The sequence below is a fragment of the Marinospirillum alkaliphilum DSM 21637 genome (assembly GCF_900119735.1).
GTDB classification, from domain to species: domain Bacteria; phylum Pseudomonadota; class Gammaproteobacteria; order Pseudomonadales; family Halomonadaceae; genus Marinospirillum; species Marinospirillum alkaliphilum.
Genome location: NZ_FPJW01000009.1, coordinates 33165 through 50763, shown reverse-complemented (window position 1 = coordinate 50763; position 17599 = coordinate 33165). Strand labels below are relative to the sequence as shown.

General features: G+C 55.1%; 15 protein-coding genes. 7 read left to right on the top strand and 8 right to left on the bottom strand.

Annotated features, from left to right (window positions below):
• Positions 1-11 precede the first annotated feature (11 nt).
• The 3 genes from BT114_RS11955 to upp all read right to left on the bottom strand — a co-directional run bounded on the left by BT114_RS11955 (position 12) and on the right by upp (position 3909).
• Entirely contained in the window at positions 12-1793 is a 1782-nt protein-coding gene (locus BT114_RS11955; protein WP_072326741.1) for a methyl-accepting chemotaxis protein, read from the bottom strand.
• A 167-nt stretch (positions 1794-1960) separates the two neighbouring features.
• Positions 1961-3250 (bottom strand): uracil-xanthine permease family protein, encoded by a 1290-nt coding sequence (locus BT114_RS11950; RefSeq protein WP_072326740.1) that lies wholly within the window; start codon positions 3248-3250, stop codon positions 1961-1963.
• A 29-nt stretch (positions 3251-3279) separates the two neighbouring features.
• The gene (upp, locus tag BT114_RS11945; RefSeq protein WP_072326739.1) at positions 3280-3909 is read right to left on the bottom strand and encodes a uracil phosphoribosyltransferase; all 630 of its coding nucleotides are present in this window, start codon (positions 3907-3909) and stop codon (positions 3280-3282) included.
• Between the two features lie 585 nt (positions 3910-4494).
• On the opposite strand from upp, the gene BT114_RS11940 reads away from it, so the two are divergent.
• From BT114_RS11940 to BT114_RS11930, 3 genes are all read left to right on the top strand, one after another.
• Positions 4495-5826 carry a sigma-54 interaction domain-containing protein gene (locus tag BT114_RS11940; RefSeq protein ID WP_143142832.1) on the top strand — a complete coding sequence of 444 codons (1332 nt, stop codon included), beginning with the start codon at positions 4495-4497 and terminating at the stop codon, positions 5824-5826.
• Positions 5827-5894: 68 nt separating this feature from the next.
• Positions 5895-6857, top strand: coding sequence for an ABC transporter substrate-binding protein (locus BT114_RS11935; protein ID WP_072326827.1), 963 nt, complete (start codon positions 5895-5897; stop codon positions 6855-6857).
• Complete coding sequence (locus BT114_RS11930) at positions 6857-9583, top strand: EAL domain-containing protein (RefSeq protein ID WP_072326737.1); 2727 nt, start codon at positions 6857-6859, stop codon at positions 9581-9583. The genes BT114_RS11935 and BT114_RS11930 overlap by 1 nt, the downstream gene beginning before the upstream one ends.
• Positions 9584-9638: 55 nt before the next feature.
• Here BT114_RS11930 and BT114_RS11925 read toward each other — a convergent pair whose 3' ends face one another.
• The 4 genes from BT114_RS11925 to cysP form a co-directional block, all read right to left on the bottom strand.
• Positions 9639-10790 carry a sulfate/molybdate ABC transporter ATP-binding protein gene (locus BT114_RS11925; protein ID WP_072326736.1) on the bottom strand — a complete coding sequence of 384 codons (1152 nt, stop codon included), beginning with the start codon at positions 10788-10790 and terminating at the stop codon, positions 9639-9641.
• A 307-nt stretch (positions 10791-11097) separates the two neighbouring features.
• Positions 11098-11943 carry a sulfate ABC transporter permease subunit CysW gene (gene cysW / locus BT114_RS11920; RefSeq protein WP_072326735.1) on the bottom strand — a complete coding sequence of 282 codons (846 nt, stop codon included), beginning with the start codon at positions 11941-11943 and terminating at the stop codon, positions 11098-11100.
• A 3-nt stretch (positions 11944-11946) separates the two neighbouring features.
• A complete protein-coding gene (gene cysT, locus BT114_RS11915) occupies positions 11947-12807 on the bottom strand; it encodes a sulfate/thiosulfate ABC transporter permease CysT (protein WP_072326734.1) in 861 nt (286 codons plus the stop codon).
• Positions 12808-12813: 6 nt separating this feature from the next.
• Entirely contained in the window at positions 12814-13836 is a 1023-nt protein-coding gene (gene cysP / locus BT114_RS11910) for a thiosulfate ABC transporter substrate-binding protein CysP (protein WP_072326733.1), read from the bottom strand.
• 216 nt (positions 13837-14052) lie between these two features.
• Between cysP and BT114_RS11905 the strand changes: the two genes are divergently transcribed.
• The 4 genes from BT114_RS11905 to BT114_RS11890 are packed head-to-tail and all read left to right on the top strand — an operon-like array spanning position 14053 to position 16695.
• Positions 14053-14856 (top strand): hypothetical protein, encoded by an 804-nt coding sequence (locus tag BT114_RS11905; protein ID WP_072326732.1) that lies wholly within the window; start codon positions 14053-14055, stop codon positions 14854-14856.
• 2 nt (positions 14857-14858) lie between these two features.
• Positions 14859-15956 (top strand): agmatine deiminase, encoded by a 1098-nt coding sequence (gene aguA, locus BT114_RS11900; RefSeq protein ID WP_245770443.1) that lies wholly within the window; start codon positions 14859-14861, stop codon positions 15954-15956.
• Entirely contained in the window at positions 15956-16480 is a 525-nt protein-coding gene (locus BT114_RS11895; protein ID WP_072326730.1) for an ATPase, read from the top strand. Before aguA ends, BT114_RS11895 begins: the two co-directional genes overlap by 1 nt.
• Positions 16477-16695, top strand: coding sequence for a hypothetical protein (locus BT114_RS11890; protein WP_072326729.1), 219 nt, complete (start codon positions 16477-16479; stop codon positions 16693-16695). Before BT114_RS11895 ends, BT114_RS11890 begins: the two co-directional genes overlap by 4 nt.
• Before the next feature lie 19 nt (positions 16696-16714).
• On the opposite strand, the gene aguB is transcribed toward BT114_RS11890, so the two are convergent.
• A complete protein-coding gene (gene aguB, locus BT114_RS11885; protein ID WP_072326728.1) occupies positions 16715-17590 on the bottom strand; it encodes an N-carbamoylputrescine amidase in 876 nt (291 codons plus the stop codon).
• Between the last annotated feature and the right edge of the window lie 9 nt (positions 17591-17599).

The following is a 17599-nucleotide window of genomic DNA, read 5'->3' as shown; positions in this document are numbered from 1 at the left end:
GATGGGTCTGCTCAGTCTTCCAGCAGGTGTTTGGTTTCAAAGCCCATGATCAGTGAACCCCAGTGTTTGCCATCAATGTAGAGCGGAATGGAGAGGTCATTGAGGATCTCACCGGTATCGCGGATGAAGGTTTGCAGCAGGAAGGGGTTTTCATGGGTGCAGCGGCGTTGCTCCGGTCGGCTGTCAAAGAAAATCCTGCGGTTGCGGCACTGGGCGTTATCCACGTCAAAGTTGCCACTCAAGGCTTTTGACACCTTGCTATGGTGCACCGGCAGGTAACCCTTCACATCCACTGCTACAGCATAGATAAATTCCGGGTGTTCCTGCAGGAAACCATCAAACAAAGGCTGCAACACCGGCTCGACCTTTTCGGTGTAACTGGTCAGAAACTGGGCTGGGCGCTGCCCTGGATTGATGGGTCGGTAGTTTTGATCAAACAGGTTCAGTCCCTGACGCTGGAAACCTTCCATGGTTTCAGTGACTGCCGCAGCCCAGCGATAACCCAACTGGGTCATCTTTTCAAAACCACCAAAACCGATGATAAAGCGGGACAGCAACTCCTGGGTGCGCTCGGTGGCCATTTCCAGTTCAAAGGAGTTGTCACGAGACTGCTCCATGTCCTGTTTTACGGCCATTGATAGCCCGGCAATACTTTCAACGTGTTGGTGGGTGTCCTGATTGGTGTTGGACAGTTCTTCAATGGCGGCAGAAATGGTGGTCAGTTGCTGACTCATTTGTTCAAAGCCTGCCACCATATCAGTGAATTGATCACTGGTGCGGATCATGAAGCTTTCGGTTTCCTGCACATGCTCAAGGATCGATACTGCCCCGGTTTCAGTTTTGCTGACCAGCCCGGTCATTTCACTGATGTTGGTGTGAATCTGTTGGGTGGCCTGGCCAACCTTCTGGGCGAGGCTGCGAACTTCATCAGCCACTACCGCAAATCCCCGTCCGGCATCACCGGCTCTTGCTGCTTCGATGGAGGCATTCAGCGCCAGCAGGTTGGTCTGTTCGGAAAAATCTTCCACCAGAGTGAGGATCTTGCGGATGTTATCTGAGTTGCGGCTGAGGGTCTGTACTGTTTCCTGGAATCCCTGGGCCAGTTGTGCAACACGCTTGATTTGTGCGGTGACATCACGCAGTTCATTGTTTGACTGGTGGATTTCTTCCAGATTGTGATGCGTCTGGGTGCTGATGTGGGTGGTGTTGGATGCAATTTCTTCAACAGCCAGGGTGGCTTGCTGACTGGACTCCAGAATCTGCTGGGCTTGTTGCTCCTGCTGGGTGGAGGATGCACTGGCCTTGGTGACCATCTTCTGCACCCGTGCAGCATTCAGGGCAACACTCACCGAGTGATGGCGGGCCTCGCTGATCATCTGTTTTAACTGGCCGGAAAACTCATTGTAGCTGCGCGCCATCTCAGAGATTTCATCGTGGGTGTAATCCGGTAGTGTGGCAGAGATATCACCATTTTTGTCACGGATGGCTTGCAACACCTGGGTGATATCACGGATGGGGCGCACAAACAGATGGCGCATGAAAAACACCGTGAAAATACCAAAGGCCAGTGCCACCAGGCTGGATATTCCCAGTAGCCACCAGAAATTCATCAACATCGGGTAGAGGGCTTCCTGCTGACCAACCGCTGTAACCTGTATTTCCAGGCGTTTCAGGTAATAAATGGCCAGTCCGACCAGAATGGCTTGTGGCAGCAGCAGGGCTACAACGTTACCAATGATCTTGCGGGTGAGGGTGTACCAGAAGGCTTTTTCAATACTGCGGTATAAGCTCATGGTCAGCTTTGCCCCTTCTTATAGGTGTTGTTCAAGGATTGTGACCAGCTGTCCACAATATGCCACCTTGTGACATGAATATGAAGGGAGTAAGACTAATGGGGGATGAAAGAAGCCTGCGGCAAAAGGCCACCTGCAGGTGGCCTTGATCGCGCATCAATGAATGCTCAGTGCTGGTTGTCAGCGGTTGCTTCGGCAGGTGTTGCACCAGGGATTGCCGGTGCGCCGGGTAGAATCAGATTCAGCAGAATACCCACAATGGCAGCCAGGCCAACACCCTGCAGCATGAACATGCCACCACCCATTTGCATGCCACCGATACCAAATACCAGAATCAGTGAAGCAATACACAGGTTGCGCGGTGCGGTCAGGTCCAGATGCGCGCGAGTCAGGGTGTTCATGCCCACCACCGCAATGGAGCCGAACAGCAGCGTCATGATACCGCCCATCACCGGTGTCGGGATGGTTTGCAGTACGCCGCCGAGTTTACCTGCAAAAGCCAGCAGAATGGCAATGATGGCTGCCCAGATCATGATCATCGGGTTGAAGCTGCGGGTGATCATTACTGCGCCGGTGACTTCCGAGTAGGTGGTATTGGGTGGACCACCGAACAATGCGGCCGTGGACGTGGCCAGACCATCACCCAGCAGGGTGCGATGCAGGCCGGGTTTTTTGATGTAGTTTTTCCCGGTGATCTGGCCGATGGCAATCATGTCACCCAGGTGTTCAATGGCAGGTGCGATGGCCACTGGAATCATGAACAAAATGGCGGCCCAGTGGAACTGGGGGAAGGTGAAGTTGGGCACTGCGACCCAGGCCGACTGAGTCACTGCACCAAAGTCCACCATGCCCAGCAGCAGCGCCAGCAGGTAACCGGCCACTACACCACCCAGGATGGACAGGAGTTTATAAAAACCCCGCCCGAACACCGCCAGTCCCAGTGTCACCAGCAGCGCCAGCATGGACACGGCAATCGCCTGTCCGTAAGGGAAGAGTTCGGCACTGCCGTCTCCGGTTTTACCCAGTGCCATGTTGACTGCCACTGGTGCCAGTGCCAGACCAATCACCATGATCACCGGGCCGACCACGATGGGTGGCAGGATGCGGTGCAGGATGTTGGCGCCGTAAATTTTCACCAGCAGGCTCAGCAGGATGTAGGCGACACCGGCAGCCATCAGGCCGCCCAGCGTGGCTTCCACGCCCCACTGTTGCACACTGACGTGAATGGGAGCAATAAAGGCAAAAGAACTGGCCAGAAACACTGGCACACTCTTGCGGGTGATGCCATGAAACACCAGGGTGCCAAGACCGGCTGTGAACAGGGCAACACTGGGATCCAGCCCGGTCAGCAGCGGGACCAGGACCAGTGCGCCAAAGGCAACAAACAACATCTGGGCGCCGGAAATAACCGTTTTCGGATGCAGAAAACCGGTTTCGGCAGGGGTGGCTGAGGCCATGCTCAGTGCTCCATCAGGTTGGGGAGGAATCAACGGGTACCAAAAATCTTGTCACCGGCATCACCCAGTCCGGGCAGGATGTAGCCATGTTCATTGAGGCGCTCATCCAGGGATGCGGTATAAATTTCAACTTCGGGGTGGGCATCCAGTACACGTTTTACGCCTTCCGGTGCCGCCACCAGCACCAGCACACGAATACTGTTGCAGCCTTTCTTCTTGAGCATGTCCAGGGTGGCGACCATGGAGCCACCAGTTGCCAGCATCGGGTCCAGTACCAGCGCCATGCGTTCAGCCATGTCACCGGCAAACTTTTCAAAATAGGGCATCGGTTCCAGGGTTTCTTCATTGCGGTAAAGGCCCACCACACTGACCTTGGCGCTGGGAATGAGTTGCAGCATGCCATCCAGCATGCCGATGCCGGCTCGCAGGATCGGTACGGCAGTGATTTTTTTACCCTTCAGCCGCTGCACCTGAATGGAGGCACCACTCCAGCTGGTGATGGTTTCCGGTTCCAGTTCCATGTCCTTGGTGGCTTCGTAAGTCAGCAGGTTGCCCAGTTCATTGGCCAGCTCGCGAAAACTTTTGGTGCTGATGTGCTCAGCGCGCATCAGGCCCAGCTTGTGCTGAACCAGGGGGTGTTGGATGACGTGAAGACCCATGAAAACCTCGTACGCTTGGATGAATTGGACTGGAGTAGCGGCATTATCCTGCGAAAAGTGCTGCAGGACAAATATTGAACCGTCTGGTTAGCATGTCATTTATGGCTGCTCATCTGACATATATGACAGGTGTTTTTCCGCTGTGATCAGTGAGTGGCGTGGCTGCTTTAATTTTTATTGTTTAAAATCAATATGATATTTCTTTTTATGCTTCTGGCACAGGTATTGCGATATCTGAAATGAAACTGACCTGAACCAAGGAGCAAGACCATGAGTGAAGCCACAGATTTTGAACAAATGAGCCCGGTGATTTCTTTGCTGCTGCTGGTGATCAGCCTGGTGATGGGGATTTTCCCGGCACTGGTGCAGCTGGGCCTTCTGGCTGGCTGATTATCAAGAAGCCTCTGATTAACGTGATTAGCGCAGTATGGGCAAGTGTAATGGTTAATCGGAGGCTTCTTAGCCTTCTCCGGTGACAGTGCTTACTGCCACCTGCCTTGCTCGAAACTGGATTCTTCAGTTTCGGGCTTTTTTTTATTGGATCAATCGGTTTTAATGACATTTTTGTCATCTGGACATTCAGGCATGATTTCAGACCGATTGAGTGAACTGCAGGCGCTGCTGGATGCCATTCCGGAACCGGCGACCCTGATCAGTCTGGATTACCGGATTCTGGCCACCAATCGGGCCTATCGCAGCATCTATGTCAGTGAAGACTGCTCACCACAACAACTGCTGCAAAAAACCTGTTATGCCGTTTCTCATGGTTATGACCGTCCCTGTGATCTGGCCGGTGAAGCCTGCCCGTTACGCCGTTGTCAGGAAACCGGTCAGCGCCAGCGGGTTTTGCACCTGCACCAGACGCCCAGAGGTGAAGAACATGTGGATGTGGAGTTAACACCGGTTTGTTCTGCATCGGGGGAAACCCAGGCCTATCTTGAAATCCTGCATCGCGTCAGGGAGGCAGCGGCCAGTGCCGGTGCTGATGAAGGGCTGGTGGGACGTTCACCGGCTTTTCAGCAGATGCTGGCCCTGATGCGGCGGGCGGCTCCCAGTGACATTTCAGTGTTGTTGCTCGGAGAAACCGGTACTGGCAAGGAGCTGGTTGCGCGAGCCCTGCATGATGCCAGTGCCCGTGGCCGCAAGCCGTTTGTTACTGTGGAATGTTCCGGCTTGCCGGAAACCCTGTTTGAAAGTGAGCTGTTTGGCCATGAAAAGGGTGCATTCACCGGTGCGGTGGGTCGCAAAAAGGGGTTGGTGGAGGCGGCACACGGCGGCACCCTGTTTCTGGATGAAATCGGTGAGATTCCCTTGCCGCAGCAGGTCAAATTACTGCGACTGATTGAAACGGGAACCTACCGCAGTGTCGGCGGTACGGAACCACAACACGCAAGCTTCCGGTTGATCTGTGCCACCCATCGTGACTTGCCGGATCTGGTGAAAGAGGGTTACTTCCGGGCTGATCTCTATTACCGCATTTCCGCTTTTCCGATTCATCTGCCCAGTCTTGCCGAGCGTCGTGAAGACCTGCCGTTGCTGGCGGAAACCTTGCTGCGCCGATTGCCGGGTGGTGAGACGGTTCGCCTGGGATCAACCGCCCTGGCTTGCCTTCAGGCCTATGCTTTTCCCGGCAATATCCGTGAACTGAGAAACCTCCTGGAGCGTGGCATCCTGCTGGCTGATGAGGGCGTGATTGAAGTTGAGCACCTGCCACAACACTGCCAGATCCATGAAACCACGCCGGATGCTGGCCAGCTGTTGAATCAGGTGGTGAAGCAGGTATTACCCCTGGATCAGTTGGAACAGCATTATCTGACCCGGTTGTTGCATGCTTTCGATGGTGATCGGCGGGCACTGGCGGCCCGGCTGGGAATCAGTGAACGTACGCTCTATCGCAAGCTGGCACGTTTATCCTGAAGCCTTGCAGTAGCCGTTGTATTTGGTTAGTGTTGCATCATGTAAAAAATGTATAGGCTATGTTTCAAATGGATGCCCCGCGTCGGCAGTTCCTGCGTTTTCTTGCAGCCTCTTCCCTTCTGGCAGGATTACCTGCCTGCAGCCGTCCACCCGGCTTGCGTATTGCGGGCCATGTCTGGCCAGGTTACGAGTTCATGTTTCTGGCCCGTGATGAGGGCTGGCTGGATGAGCGTCTGGTCAATCTGTTCGAAACCAGCAGTGCTTCTGCCAGTTTGCAACTTTTATCCACCGGTCAGGTGGATGCTGCAGCCTTGACGCTGGATGAAATGTTGCTGGCACGTGAACAGGGCATTCCGCTGGTGGCTGTGCTGGTCTGCAATATCTCGGTGGGGGCAGACAAGGTGATCAGCCGTACAGCCAGAAAACTGCAAGATTTGCGCGGGCAACGCATTGGGGTTGAAACAACGGCACTGGGGCAGTTGATACTGAATAAAACCCTGGCAGCAGCCGGTTTGAATGCTGATGAAGTGAAGGTTATCCCGGTTGATGCCACTGATTCCGGGCCCTGGCATGCCGGTGAACTGGATGCCATGATCACTTTTGAGCCTCTTGCAGGACGTTTGCTGCGTGAGGGTGGTATTGAGCTTTATTCCAGTCGTTATTTCCCGGATAGCATTTTTGATCTGCTGACTGTTCGCGCTGATCGTCTGAAACAACAGGATGCAGCGATACGTCATCTGGTCGCCGGTCATTTTCGTGCCTTGTCTGCATTTCAGACCAATCCCGTGGATACCGCCTATCGCCTGGCCCGAAGGCTTGAAGTGACCGGGCAGCAGGTGCCGGAGCTATACCGGGGATTACAACTGCCAGATGTAGCTGCCAACCGGATTTATCTGACCCCACCCAGTACCCGCCTGGCAGAAGCAACCCGAACTCTGGCTGACCTGATGATCAAAAATGGCCAGTTGCACTTGATGCCAGATCCTGAAGTGTTGTTTACAGCGGCTTATCTGCCACCTGGAGAGCGTTGATGCGTGGCCTGTTGCTTTATTCTTGCTGGTTGCTGGTGATGGCTTTCCCTTCACCGCCACTTTATGCAGAGCACTTGCCGGAACATCGGGAATCCTTGGTGTTGGGTGTGTTTGCCTATCGTGATGAAACCTTGATGCAGTTGCGTTATCAACCCCTGGTGGACTACCTCACCGACGTGTTGCCGGAATATCAGGTTGAGTTGCGTTTGCTGGATCAGCCGGGTTTCTGGCTGGCAGTGCAGCGCCATGAACTGGATTTTGTGCTGACCAATCCGGTGCACTTTATCAGTCTGAGAGAACACAATGCCCTGTCGGGTGCTTTGGCCACTCTGGTCAGGCAGGAAGCGGATACCACCATTGCGGCACTGGGAGGTGTGATCATTCAGCGTCGCAGTGATGGTCCGTTGTACCAGTTGAGTGATCTGGCTGGCAAGCGGATCGCCATTACCGGTCAGCAGTATCTGGGCAGTTTTCTGGCACCAATGATGGAGCTGGAAGAGGTCGGCATTCATGCCAGACAGCTGCGGTGGCTTGAGGTGGGGCAGCCGCATGAGCAGGTGGTGGATGCGGTGTTGTCCGGGCAGGCAGATGCAGGTTTTATTCGTACCGGCATTTTAGAGGCCATGCGTAAGGAAGGGCGTACAGAGGTGGATGCTTTGAGAGTGATCAATGCTCAGTATCTGCCCGGTTTTCCTTATGTACTTTCAACCCGCCTGTACCCTGAATGGCCATTAGTGGCCTTGCCACAGGTGGATGCTGCAGTGGCAAGGAAGGTCGCTTCCAGTTTGCTGGCACTGGATGCCCTGCACCCTGCAGCTCAGGCTGCCGGGATAGCCGGTTTCACCATTCCTGCAGATTACACCGTGGTTGAGCGAGTCATGCGGAAGCTGCGTTTAGCCCCCTTTGATGTGGAGCGGCGGGTGACCCTGCAAGAGGTTTGGTGGGCCTGGCAATGGCCATTGATGCTGTTGTTGGGTGCCCTGATCCTGATCAGTATGCTGGCCCTGCTGTTGGCTGTTATGAACCGCAAGCTGGCTTCATCACGGCAGCAATTGCAGCTGGCAGCCAGTGTGTTTGCCAACACCAACGAGGCCATTTACATCACCGATGCGAACAATCGGGTGGTGGATGTGAATCCGGCCTTTGAGCGCATCACCGGTTACAGTCGAGCAGAAATGCTGGGTCAGCGACCAAATATCCGGGCTTCTGGTAGGCAGCAGGGTGGTTTTTATGAAGGCCTCTGGTCTGCGCTGGAGGCTCGGGGTTCCTGGCAGGGTGAAATCTGGAATCGCCGCAAGTCGGGCGAGGTTTATCCGGAGTTTCTGTCCATTTCAGCGGTGAAGGATGAGCTGGGACGGGCGCGCCAGTATGTGGCGGTTTTTAATGACATCACCCAGACCAAGGCCCATGAAGCCGAGTTGTATCACATTGCCAATTATGATCTGTTAACGGGTTTGCCCAATCGCCGCCTGCTGACGGATCGACTCAACCATGCCGTGGCGCATGCCAATCGCAGCCGTTTGCCCTTGGTGGTTTGTTATCTGGACCTGGACGACTTCAAACCGGTGAATGACCAGTATGGTCATGAAATGGGTGACCAGTTGTTATTGAAAGTGGCGCAGCGCCTGCAGCGGGTGATGCGTGAAGACGACACCCTGGCCCGGTTGGGGGGTGACGAGTTTGTACTCTTGCTGACCGATTTACCGGAAAATCGTCTGGATGCCACCGTGCAGCGCTTGCTGGAGGCTGTGGTGCAACCTGTACAACTGGGTGATGCCAGTGTGCGGGTTTCGGCCAGTATGGGGTTGACACTTTATCCGATGGATTCAGCAGACCCGGATACCTTGCTGCGTCATGCTGATCAAGCCATGTATCGAGCCAAGGGGTTGGGTAAAAATCGTTATCACCGGTTTGATCCGGAACTGGCACGCGAGCAGATTAACCTGCAGGCTCAGGTGCAACGCCTGCGTCAGGCATTAACGGCAAGTGAGTTTGTGTTGCACTACCAGCCCAAGGTCAACCTTGCGACACAAGCAGTCATCGGGGTTGAGGCGCTGATTCGCTGGCAACACCCTGAGCAGGGCTTATTGCCACCGGCTGCTTTCCTGCCGGATCTGGAGGGCAGTGATCTGGAGGTGCCGATAGGGCAGTGGGTGTTGCGCAAGGCAGTGGAGCAGATGGCGGCCTGGTTGCGTATGGGCCTGCAGCTGCCGATCAGCGTGAACATCAGTGCCAGCCACTTGCTGCATCCAGGTTTCATTCAACACCTGCAGACACTGCTCAATGAATATCCTCAGGTCACACCGGGCATGCTGGAGATCGAGGTGCTGGAAACTGCCGCCTTATCGAGTCTTGATCAGGGGCGCAAGGTACTGGATGAATGTCACGAACTGGGTGTGCTGCTGTCGTTGGATGATTTTGGTACCGGTTATTCATCGCTGGCTTATTTCCGCAACCTGCCGGTGGATCAATTGAAAATTGATCGCAGTTTTGTATGTGACATGCTGGATGATCCGGAGGATCGTAATATTGTGGATAGTGTGGTGCGGTTGGCCCGTGCTTTTCGCCGTGAAGTGATTGCGGAAGGTGTTGAGACACCGGCGCATGCCCGGGCCTTGTTGCAAATGGATTGCCGTCTGGCACAGGGTTATGGCATTGCCCGCCCGATGCCCGCCGACCAGATTTCAGCCTGGCAGGCGGGTTGGAAGGGTCTGATCCTCGCCTGAAGCTCTCCTGTCAGAAGTTCTGGATCAGCAGGATCTGGATGATTGAGTCAGGTGCTTAATGGCAGTTGGCTGCCAGCTTCAGCGGTTCACTGATCGGCTGGCGCTTGCCAGAGGCCGACCACTGCAAGGGACGTGGTTGGCTGTCCTGACCACTGACAAACAACTGGGCCGCCAGCGGAATGGCATGGCAACGGTCGCCGCGCTGGGGTTGCCAGGCATTGTACTGGCTGTGACTGATCGCCACTTCCCAGGGTTCATCACTCTGCCAGCCGATGGGTTCCAGCTCCAGTCGCACTTCTGCACCAATCAGGTTGATGGCTTTCACTTCCAGCGGCAGGTTGGCCTGATCCGAAGGCAGTTCCTGCAGTTGCAGTTCATGGGAACGCAGGTACAGCTGACCGGCCTGAGGTGACTGAGCTTCCGGGAAGGCCACCCAGGCATCACCCTGTTGCAGACGCTGACCATTGGCTTCACCGTGGAATACATTCACCTGGCCCAGAAAGTCATACACAAAGCGGCTGGCAGGCTGGTGATACAGATCCTGAGGGGTGGCCTGCTGTTCGATCTGGCCCTGGCTCATCACCACCACCCGGTCAGAAACTTCCAGGGCTTCTTCCTGATCATGGGTCACAAATACACTGGTGAAGCCCAGTTCATCGTGCAGGTTGCGCAGCCAGCGGCGCAGTTCCTTGCGTACCCTGGCATCCAGGGCACCAAAGGGTTCATCCAGCAGCAGTACCCGAGGCTGCATGGCCAGTGCTCTTGCCAGTGCCACCCGTTGTTTCTGGCCACCGGACAACTGCCCGGGGTAACGGCTGGCGAGATGGGCCAGTTGCACCCGCTCCAGCAGCTCTTGCACCCGACGGCGGATTTCCTGCTTGTCCGGGCGTTGGTCACGCGGCAGTACATCCAGACCAAAAGCCACGTTTTCGGCCACGGTCATGTGGCGAAACAGGGCATAGTGCTGGAACACAAAACCCACCTTGCGATCCCGCACATGCAGGCGGGTCACATCCTTGTCGCTGAACAGGATCTGACCTGAATCACAGGTTTCCAGCCCGGCAATGATCCGCAGCAGGGTGGTTTTGCCGGAGCCGGACGGGCCCAGCAAACCGACCATTTCACCTTCCTGAATGGTCAGATCCAGCGGCTTGAGCGCCTGAAAGTCACCGAAGGTTTTGCTGACGTTTCGAATATGAATGCTCATTTCTGATCCTGTGCGTATTAACTGATTCCGAGCTTTTTGGTTCTGAGCCAGGTGGCTCTGGTTCAATCAGGATTTTTCCGGGTGCGTAACTGTCGCATACTGATGCTTCAGCTCGCAGGATCTGGTTGCTGCTTTTTCAGTACGCGTGAATACATCCCTGTAAGCTCTGCTGCAACATCCCTGTTGCAGACAGCCTGAAAAGCAGCAACCTGATCCTACTCTTAAAGTGCTACTGGCCAGCCGAAAAAAACAACTGCTGCTCCTTCCCACTCAAAGCATGCCCACCCAAAGTAACCTGTGCTGGTTTTCATCTGGCCGCCTGGTGTTGTCGCCATTCCAGAAAGGTTTTGATGACCAGTGTCAGCAGTGCAATGCTGGCCAGTAGCGACGCGCTGGTGAAGGCACCCACCAGGTTGTAATCCTGATACAGCAGTTCAACATGCAGCGGCAGGGTGTTGGTTTCTCCGCGGATGTTGCCGGACACCACGGCCACAGCACCGAATTCTCCCACCGCTCTGGCATTGGTCAGTACCACGCCATACAGCAGTGCCCATTGAATGTTCGGCAGGGTCACGCGGCGGAACATCTGCCAGCCGCTGGCACCCAGGCTCAGTGCCGCTTCTTCTTCGGATGAACCCTGTTGCTGCATCAGTGGAATCAGTTCCCGTGCCACAAAAGGGCAGGTGATGAACACAGTGACCATCACAATGCCCGGCCAGGCAAACATCAGTTGCACATCCTGATCCATCAGCCAGCTGCCGATCCAGCCGTTGCTGCCATACAGCAGCAGGTACATCAAACCGGCCACCACCGGGGATACTGCAAAGGGAATGTCGATCAGGGTCATCAGCAGTTTGCGACCGGGAAATTCAAAGCGTGTCACCAGCCAGGCCAGCAGCACACCAAACACCAGATTCAATGGTACTGTCAGGGCTGCCACCAGCAGGGTCAGGCCGATGGCATGCAGGGTGTACTGATCAGTGAGGTTGCTGAAAAATACACCGGAACCGGCACTGAGGGCCTGAGCAAAAATGGCCAGCAAAGGCACCAGCAACAGCAGGGTGATCACACCCAGTGCCAGCAGAATCAGCAGGCGACGCAGCCAGGGCTGGTCACCGATGCGTTGTTGATGGCTGCTTTTTGAATGTGCCATGACTCAGTTGCCTTTCAAGCGTTTCAGGTAACGGGTTTGCCAGACGTTGACGGCAAACAGCAGCAGCAGTGAGGCCAGCAGGATCACCGAGGCAATGGCGCTGGCGGCAGCGTAATCAAACTCCTGCAGGCGAATGAAAATCATCAGGCTGGTGACTTCGCTGATGTAGGGCATGTTGCCGGCAATAAAAATGATGGCGCCAAACTCACCCAGACTGCGAATGAAAGACAGCATCACCCCCATCACCAGGGCGGGCCACAGGCTGGGGAAAATCACCCGCCAGAACACGGTCCAGTCAGAGGCGCCCAGGCTTAATGCAGCTTCTTCATCACCGGCATTCAGGTCTTCCATCACCGGTTGAACATTACGCACCACAAACGGCAGGCTGGTGAACAGCATCGCCACCATAATGCCGATGGGTGCATAGGCCACTTGAATGCCGATCTGAGCCAGCCACTGACCGTACCAGCCACCACTGGCAAACAGGGTTGCCAGGGTGATGCCCGCCACCGCGGTGGGCAGGGCAAAAGGCAGGTCCACCAGTGCATCAATCAGGCGCTTGCCGGGGAAGGTGTAGCGCACCAGTACCCAGGCCAGCAGCAGACCGATCACGCCGTTCAGCAGCGAGGCCCCCAGTGCCATCAACAGCGTGACACGGTAAGAAGCCACCACGCGTGGATCACTGATCACCGACCAGTATTGTTGCCAACCCATACCTGCTGATTGCATCAGCAGGCCGCTGAGCGGCAGCAACAGCACCAGGCTGACAAACAGCAGGGAAATGCCCAGGCTCAGGGCAAATCCCGGCAGAACCTGTCTGCCGGTGACACGAAAGGAGTGACGAATCAGACTGATGCTGGACATGCTGGCTTACCGACGCTGGTACTGGTCCAGTTTGCCACCATTGGCAAAATGGTCTTCCATGGCTTTTTCCCAACTGCCGGCGATGTCCTGAATGGTCAGCAGGCGCAGTTCCGGGAAGTTGGCTGCGGTTTCGGCCTTCACCTGTTCATGGTGCACCCGGTAGCTGAAGTCACGGGCCAGCAGGCGCTGGGCATCTTCGCTGTAGAGGTGTTCCAGATAGGCACGGGCCAGTTCCAGATTACCGTTGCGCTGGGCATGACGCTCCACCACGGCCACCGGGAACTCTGCCAGGAAGCTGGCGGAAGGCACCACAATTTCAAAAGCCTGATCCGGGTAGGCGGCACGAATGCCATGCAGTTCGGACTCAAAAGTCAGCAGGGCATCGCCGATACCACGATCCACAAAGGTGTTGGTGGCACCACGTCCGCCGGTATCAAACACCGCCACACGGTTCAGCCAGCCACGCATGAAGTTGTCAATGGCCTGCTGGTCCTTGCCCCATTTCAGCTGCGCATAACCCAGTGCGGCCAGGTAGGTGTAACGGCCATTGCCGGATGTTTTCGGATTGGGCAGCACCAGTGAAACATCGGCACGAGCCAGATCATCCCAGTCACGGATGTTTTTGGGGTTGTCCTTGCGCACCAGAAACGCCATGGTGGAGTAGTAGGGCGAGCTGGCATTGGGGAACTGTTCATTCCAGTTGGCCGGCAGCAGGTTGCCGCGTTGGTGCAGGATGTCAATGTCGGTGACCTGGTTAAAAGTCACCACATCAGCCCGCAAGCCCTGGATGATGGCCTGCGCCTGGCGGGATGAACCGCCGTGTGACTGACGCACTTCCACGGTCTGGCCGGTTTGTTCTTGCCAGTGGGCAGCAAAGAGTTCGTTGTAGCTGGCGAAGAGTTCGCGGGCAATGTCGTAAGAAGAATTCAGCAGGCTGGCATTGCTGGCCAGTGCCGGAGTGGCGCCCAGTGCCAGTGACAGGCCAGTGACGGCCAGGGTGCGTTTCAGTTGTTTCAGATTCAGCGGCATGATGGTGTTCCTGAATGGAGGCTTAGAATGGTGACAAGCCTAACGCTTGATATGGGTTATAACAAGATTGCTGCTTAGAATCTTTTGTTAGAAGAAGCGAACTGAAAAAAAGGTTGGTCGCTGCTTACATTGCAAAGTGGAAAGGCGGCGGTTGACGGGGTATATTCGGTGTATTCTCATGTCATCAATAAAGTTGTTCATAATACGGAAAAACTCATGACTGCTCTGATTGTACTGGGTGTAGTGGTTACGCTGGCTTTTGCTACCTTGTTTATGGTTCACCACCGCAAGGTTCAGGAAGAAAAAAGGGTACAGATGGAGCGCAAGATCCGCGAATTCGAAACCCAAGCCAAGCGCATTGAGCCGCTGGTCACTCGTATCCGTCCTCACCTCCTGCCTTATGATCTGCGATCCGCTCTGGCGGAGCGCTGGATCAGTATTCTGCATGCCCAGCAGGATGCTGGGGACAAACGGGAAGAGTTTCTTGCTTATGTCAGTGAAGCAGAAACCAAGGTGCGTGAAGTTAAAGCCAATCCCAATCCCACCCCTCAACCCATTGAGAATCAGCAAAAGGGCCAGGAGGCCATGAACCAGCTGAAAAATGTGCAATTCCTGATCATGAAGGAATTTCGTGAAGGCAAGCTGAGTGAAACCAAAGGACAGGAGTTTCTGAGCGCACTTCGTCATGCTGCTACCCAGGTGGTGGTGGAAATGAATAAATCCATGGCCGAGGAGCAGTTGCAGAACAAGAAATACCGCGCCGCCATCATTTATTACCAGAACATTCTGAAGGAACTGAAAAAATACCGAGGTACTGATCAGGCCCAATTCAGCAATGTCTTTAATGAAGTGCGCACTGCCATGGAGCGCATCAAACCTCTTGCACAACAGGAGCTCAAAAGTGGTCCGAACATGCTGGCGGAAGGCATGGATGAGCTGGAGGAAGAAGAAAACTTCATGTCGGATGTGCAGCGTGCAGTGATGGCCAGTAAAGCCAAGGCACGCAGCCAGCGGGGATGACCATGCCGCACAAGCATTTTTTCATGCCGGCCGAATGGGCTGAACATCACCAGACCTGGATGCTCTGGCCGCAGCGCCCGGATAACTGGCGTCTGGGTGGTAAACCTGCACAGGCAGCTTTCGCCCGTGTGGCAAGAGCCATTGCCGAGTTTGAGCCGGTGACCGTGGGGGTCAATGCTGACCAGTATGAAAATGCCTGCAACCGTCTGGAGCATGACAACATCCGCGTGGTGGAAATGGCTTCTGATGATGCCTGGGTGCGTGATACCGGGCCAACCTTTGTGGTGAACCATGAGGGTGAAGTGGCGGGCATGGACTGGCAGTTCAATGCCTGGGGGGGGCTGAACGGTGGCCTGTATTTTCCCTGGCAGCGGGATGATCAGGTGGCCCGCAAGATTTTGCAGATCGAAAAGCTGCGCCGCATCCGCACCGAAGGTTTTATACTGGAAGGCGGTGCCATTCATGTGGATGGTGAAGGCACCCTGATCACCACTGAAGAATGCCTGCTGAACCCCAATCGCAATCCACATCTGGATCGCTCGGCCATAGAAGCCGAGTTGTGTCACCACTTAGGTGTGTCCTGCATCATCTGGTTGCCGGAAGGTTTATACAATGATGAAACCGATGGGCATGTGGATAACTTCTGTTGTTTTATCCGTCCCGGTGAGGTGCTGCTGGCCTGGACCGATGATGAGCAGGACCCCAATTACCGTCGTTGCCAGGCAGCTTACAAGGTACTGAGTGAAAGCCGTGATGCCAGAGGGCGCAGTCTGGTGATTCACCTGATGCCGATTCCATCACCCATTTATGCCACAGCGGAAGAATGTGAGGGTGTGGATGCGGTCGATGGCAGCCAACCGCGTGATCCCGGTATTCGTCTGGCAGGCAGCTACATCAATTTTCTGATCGTTAACGGTGGCATCATTGCTCCTGCTTTTGATGTACCGGAAGACCTTGCGGCAGAAGAAATCCTGCGTCAGTTGTTCCCGGATCGCCGTGTGGTCATGCTGCCGGGACGGGAAATCCTGCTGGGCGGCGGCAACATCCACTGCATCACCCAGCAACAGCCTGCACCCATCACCGCTGGGCGTTTTGCCTGATGAGAGATGAACGTAAAGTCATCATTATTGCGGGCCCCAATGGTGCAGGTAAAACGACTTTTGCACGGGAGTTTTTGCCGAATGAGGCAAGCTGCCCGGTTTTTGTTAATGCTGATTTGATTGCTGCGGGTCTTGCACCTTTTGCACCTGAAACTGCCGCAGTTCAGGCAGGTCGCTTGATGCTTGACGCGCTAAGACGCCATTTCCTTTCTGGAGAGAGTTTTGCCTTTGAAACTACTCTTTCAGGCAAGGGATACTTGCGCCATATCAATACATGGCAGAAGGCAGGCTATCAGGTGGAGTTGATCTTTCTACGACTTCAAAGTGCCGATGAAGCTGTTGCCCGCGTAGTCCAGCGGGTCAAACAGGGTGGACACAATATTCCTGAGCCTGTGATTCGCCGTCGCTTTGATGCGGGCATTAAAAACTTTACAAATTATTATGCGCCAGCTGTTGATGCCTGGGCACTTTATGATAATTCTGCTGAAATGCCAGAGCTACTGGATTGGAGTGAAAAAACATGAAGCACCTCAAGCCGATAGAACAAGCCAGCAATGCAGATTTACGTGGTTCCATGTCTGCTCTGCAACGGGCAGCTCAGCGTGCACGTGAACTGGCGATACAGACAGGGACAGCACTTGTGGTCAGCCAAAAGGGGGTTATTGTGCATCTTCACCCCAAGCCGGATTCAGCTGGCGTACTGCAGGAACCCAATGCCCCTTATGGAAAAACACCCTGATCAGCCAAGTTGCTGATGCTTATCTCAAACCATCCTTGCTCAGCAGGGTGGTGTAACGATCCGGTCGGCGGTCGCGAAATACACCCCAGCTCTGGCGGGTGAACGCCAGTTGGTCCAGGTCAAAGGTCTGGATCAGTACCCCTTCTTGTTGGCGATCCAGCTCAGCCACCTTGGCACCAAAACCATCGGTGATGAAGGATGAGCCGTAGAAGGTGATTTGCCAGTCATCTTCCTGTTCCACACCCACCCGGTTGGAGACCACCACCGGGGTGAGGTTGGCTGCGGCATGGCCCTGCTGGGTGCGTTGCCAGTGGTCACGGCTGTCGAGGGTGGGGTCATGGGGTTCACTGCCGATGGCGGTGGGGTAGAAGATGATTTCAGCGCCCTGCAGCGCCAGTGCACGCGCCGTTTCCGGGAACCACTGATCCCAGCAGATGCCCAGCCCGATGCGGGCATAACGGGTATCCCAGATCTGAAAGCCGGTATCGCCCGGTGAAAAGTAGAATTTTTCGCTGTAACCGGGACCGTCGGGAATGTGGGTCTTGCGGTAGCGATTGGGATGCAGGCTGCCATCCGCATCAATCATCACCACGGTGTTAAAGCGCACCTGTCCGGCCAGTTCATAAAAGCAGATCGGCAGCACCACCTGAAGTTCTGCCGCCAGCTTCTGGAAATGTGCCACTGCCGGATTCTGCTCCAGTGGAGTGGCCAGTTTCAGGTAGTCGTATTTCTGTTTCTGGCAGAAGTAGGGGGTTTCAAACAGTTCCTGCAGCAGGATGATCTGGGCACCCTGAGCTGCCGCCTGACGCACCAGCTGTTCAGCCTTTTGAATATTGCTCTGACGATCGGTGGAGCAGGCCATCTGGGTGGCAGCAACAGTGACAGTACGTGGCATGGACAAAAC

Bases quoted from the DNA above. Each gene is read 5' to 3' on its own strand.
- BT114_RS11955 (WP_072326741.1), bottom strand. From the start codon at position 1,793: ATGAGCTTATACCGCAGTATTGAAAAAGCCTTCTGGTACACCCTCACC.
- BT114_RS11950 (WP_072326740.1), bottom strand. From the start codon at position 3,250: ATGGCCTCAGCCACCCCTGCCGAAACCGGTTTTCTGCATCCGAAAACG.
- upp (WP_072326739.1), bottom strand. From the start codon at position 3,909: ATGGGTCTTCACGTCATCCAACACCCCCTGGTTCAGCACAAGCTGGGC.
- BT114_RS11940 (WP_143142832.1), top strand. From the start codon at position 4,495: ATGATTTCAGACCGATTGAGTGAACTGCAGGCGCTGCTGGATGCCATT.
- BT114_RS11935 (WP_072326827.1), top strand. From the start codon at position 5,895: ATGGATGCCCCGCGTCGGCAGTTCCTGCGTTTTCTTGCAGCCTCTTCC.
- BT114_RS11930 (WP_072326737.1), top strand. From the start codon at position 6,857: ATGCGTGGCCTGTTGCTTTATTCTTGCTGGTTGCTGGTGATGGCTTTC.
- BT114_RS11925 (WP_072326736.1), bottom strand. From the start codon at position 10,790: ATGAGCATTCATATTCGAAACGTCAGCAAAACCTTCGGTGACTTTCAG.
- cysW (WP_072326735.1), bottom strand. From the start codon at position 11,943: ATGGCACATTCAAAAAGCAGCCATCAACAACGCATCGGTGACCAGCCC.
- cysT (WP_072326734.1), bottom strand. From the start codon at position 12,807: ATGTCCAGCATCAGTCTGATTCGTCACTCCTTTCGTGTCACCGGCAGA.
- cysP (WP_072326733.1), bottom strand. From the start codon at position 13,836: ATGCCGCTGAATCTGAAACAACTGAAACGCACCCTGGCCGTCACTGGC.
- BT114_RS11905 (WP_072326732.1), top strand. From the start codon at position 14,053: ATGACTGCTCTGATTGTACTGGGTGTAGTGGTTACGCTGGCTTTTGCT.
- aguA (WP_245770443.1), top strand. From the start codon at position 14,859: ATGCCGCACAAGCATTTTTTCATGCCGGCCGAATGGGCTGAACATCAC.
- BT114_RS11895 (WP_072326730.1), top strand. From the start codon at position 15,956: ATGAGAGATGAACGTAAAGTCATCATTATTGCGGGCCCCAATGGTGCA.
- BT114_RS11890 (WP_072326729.1), top strand. From the start codon at position 16,477: ATGAAGCACCTCAAGCCGATAGAACAAGCCAGCAATGCAGATTTACGT.
- aguB (WP_072326728.1), bottom strand. From the start codon at position 17,590: ATGCCACGTACTGTCACTGTTGCTGCCACCCAGATGGCCTGCTCCACC.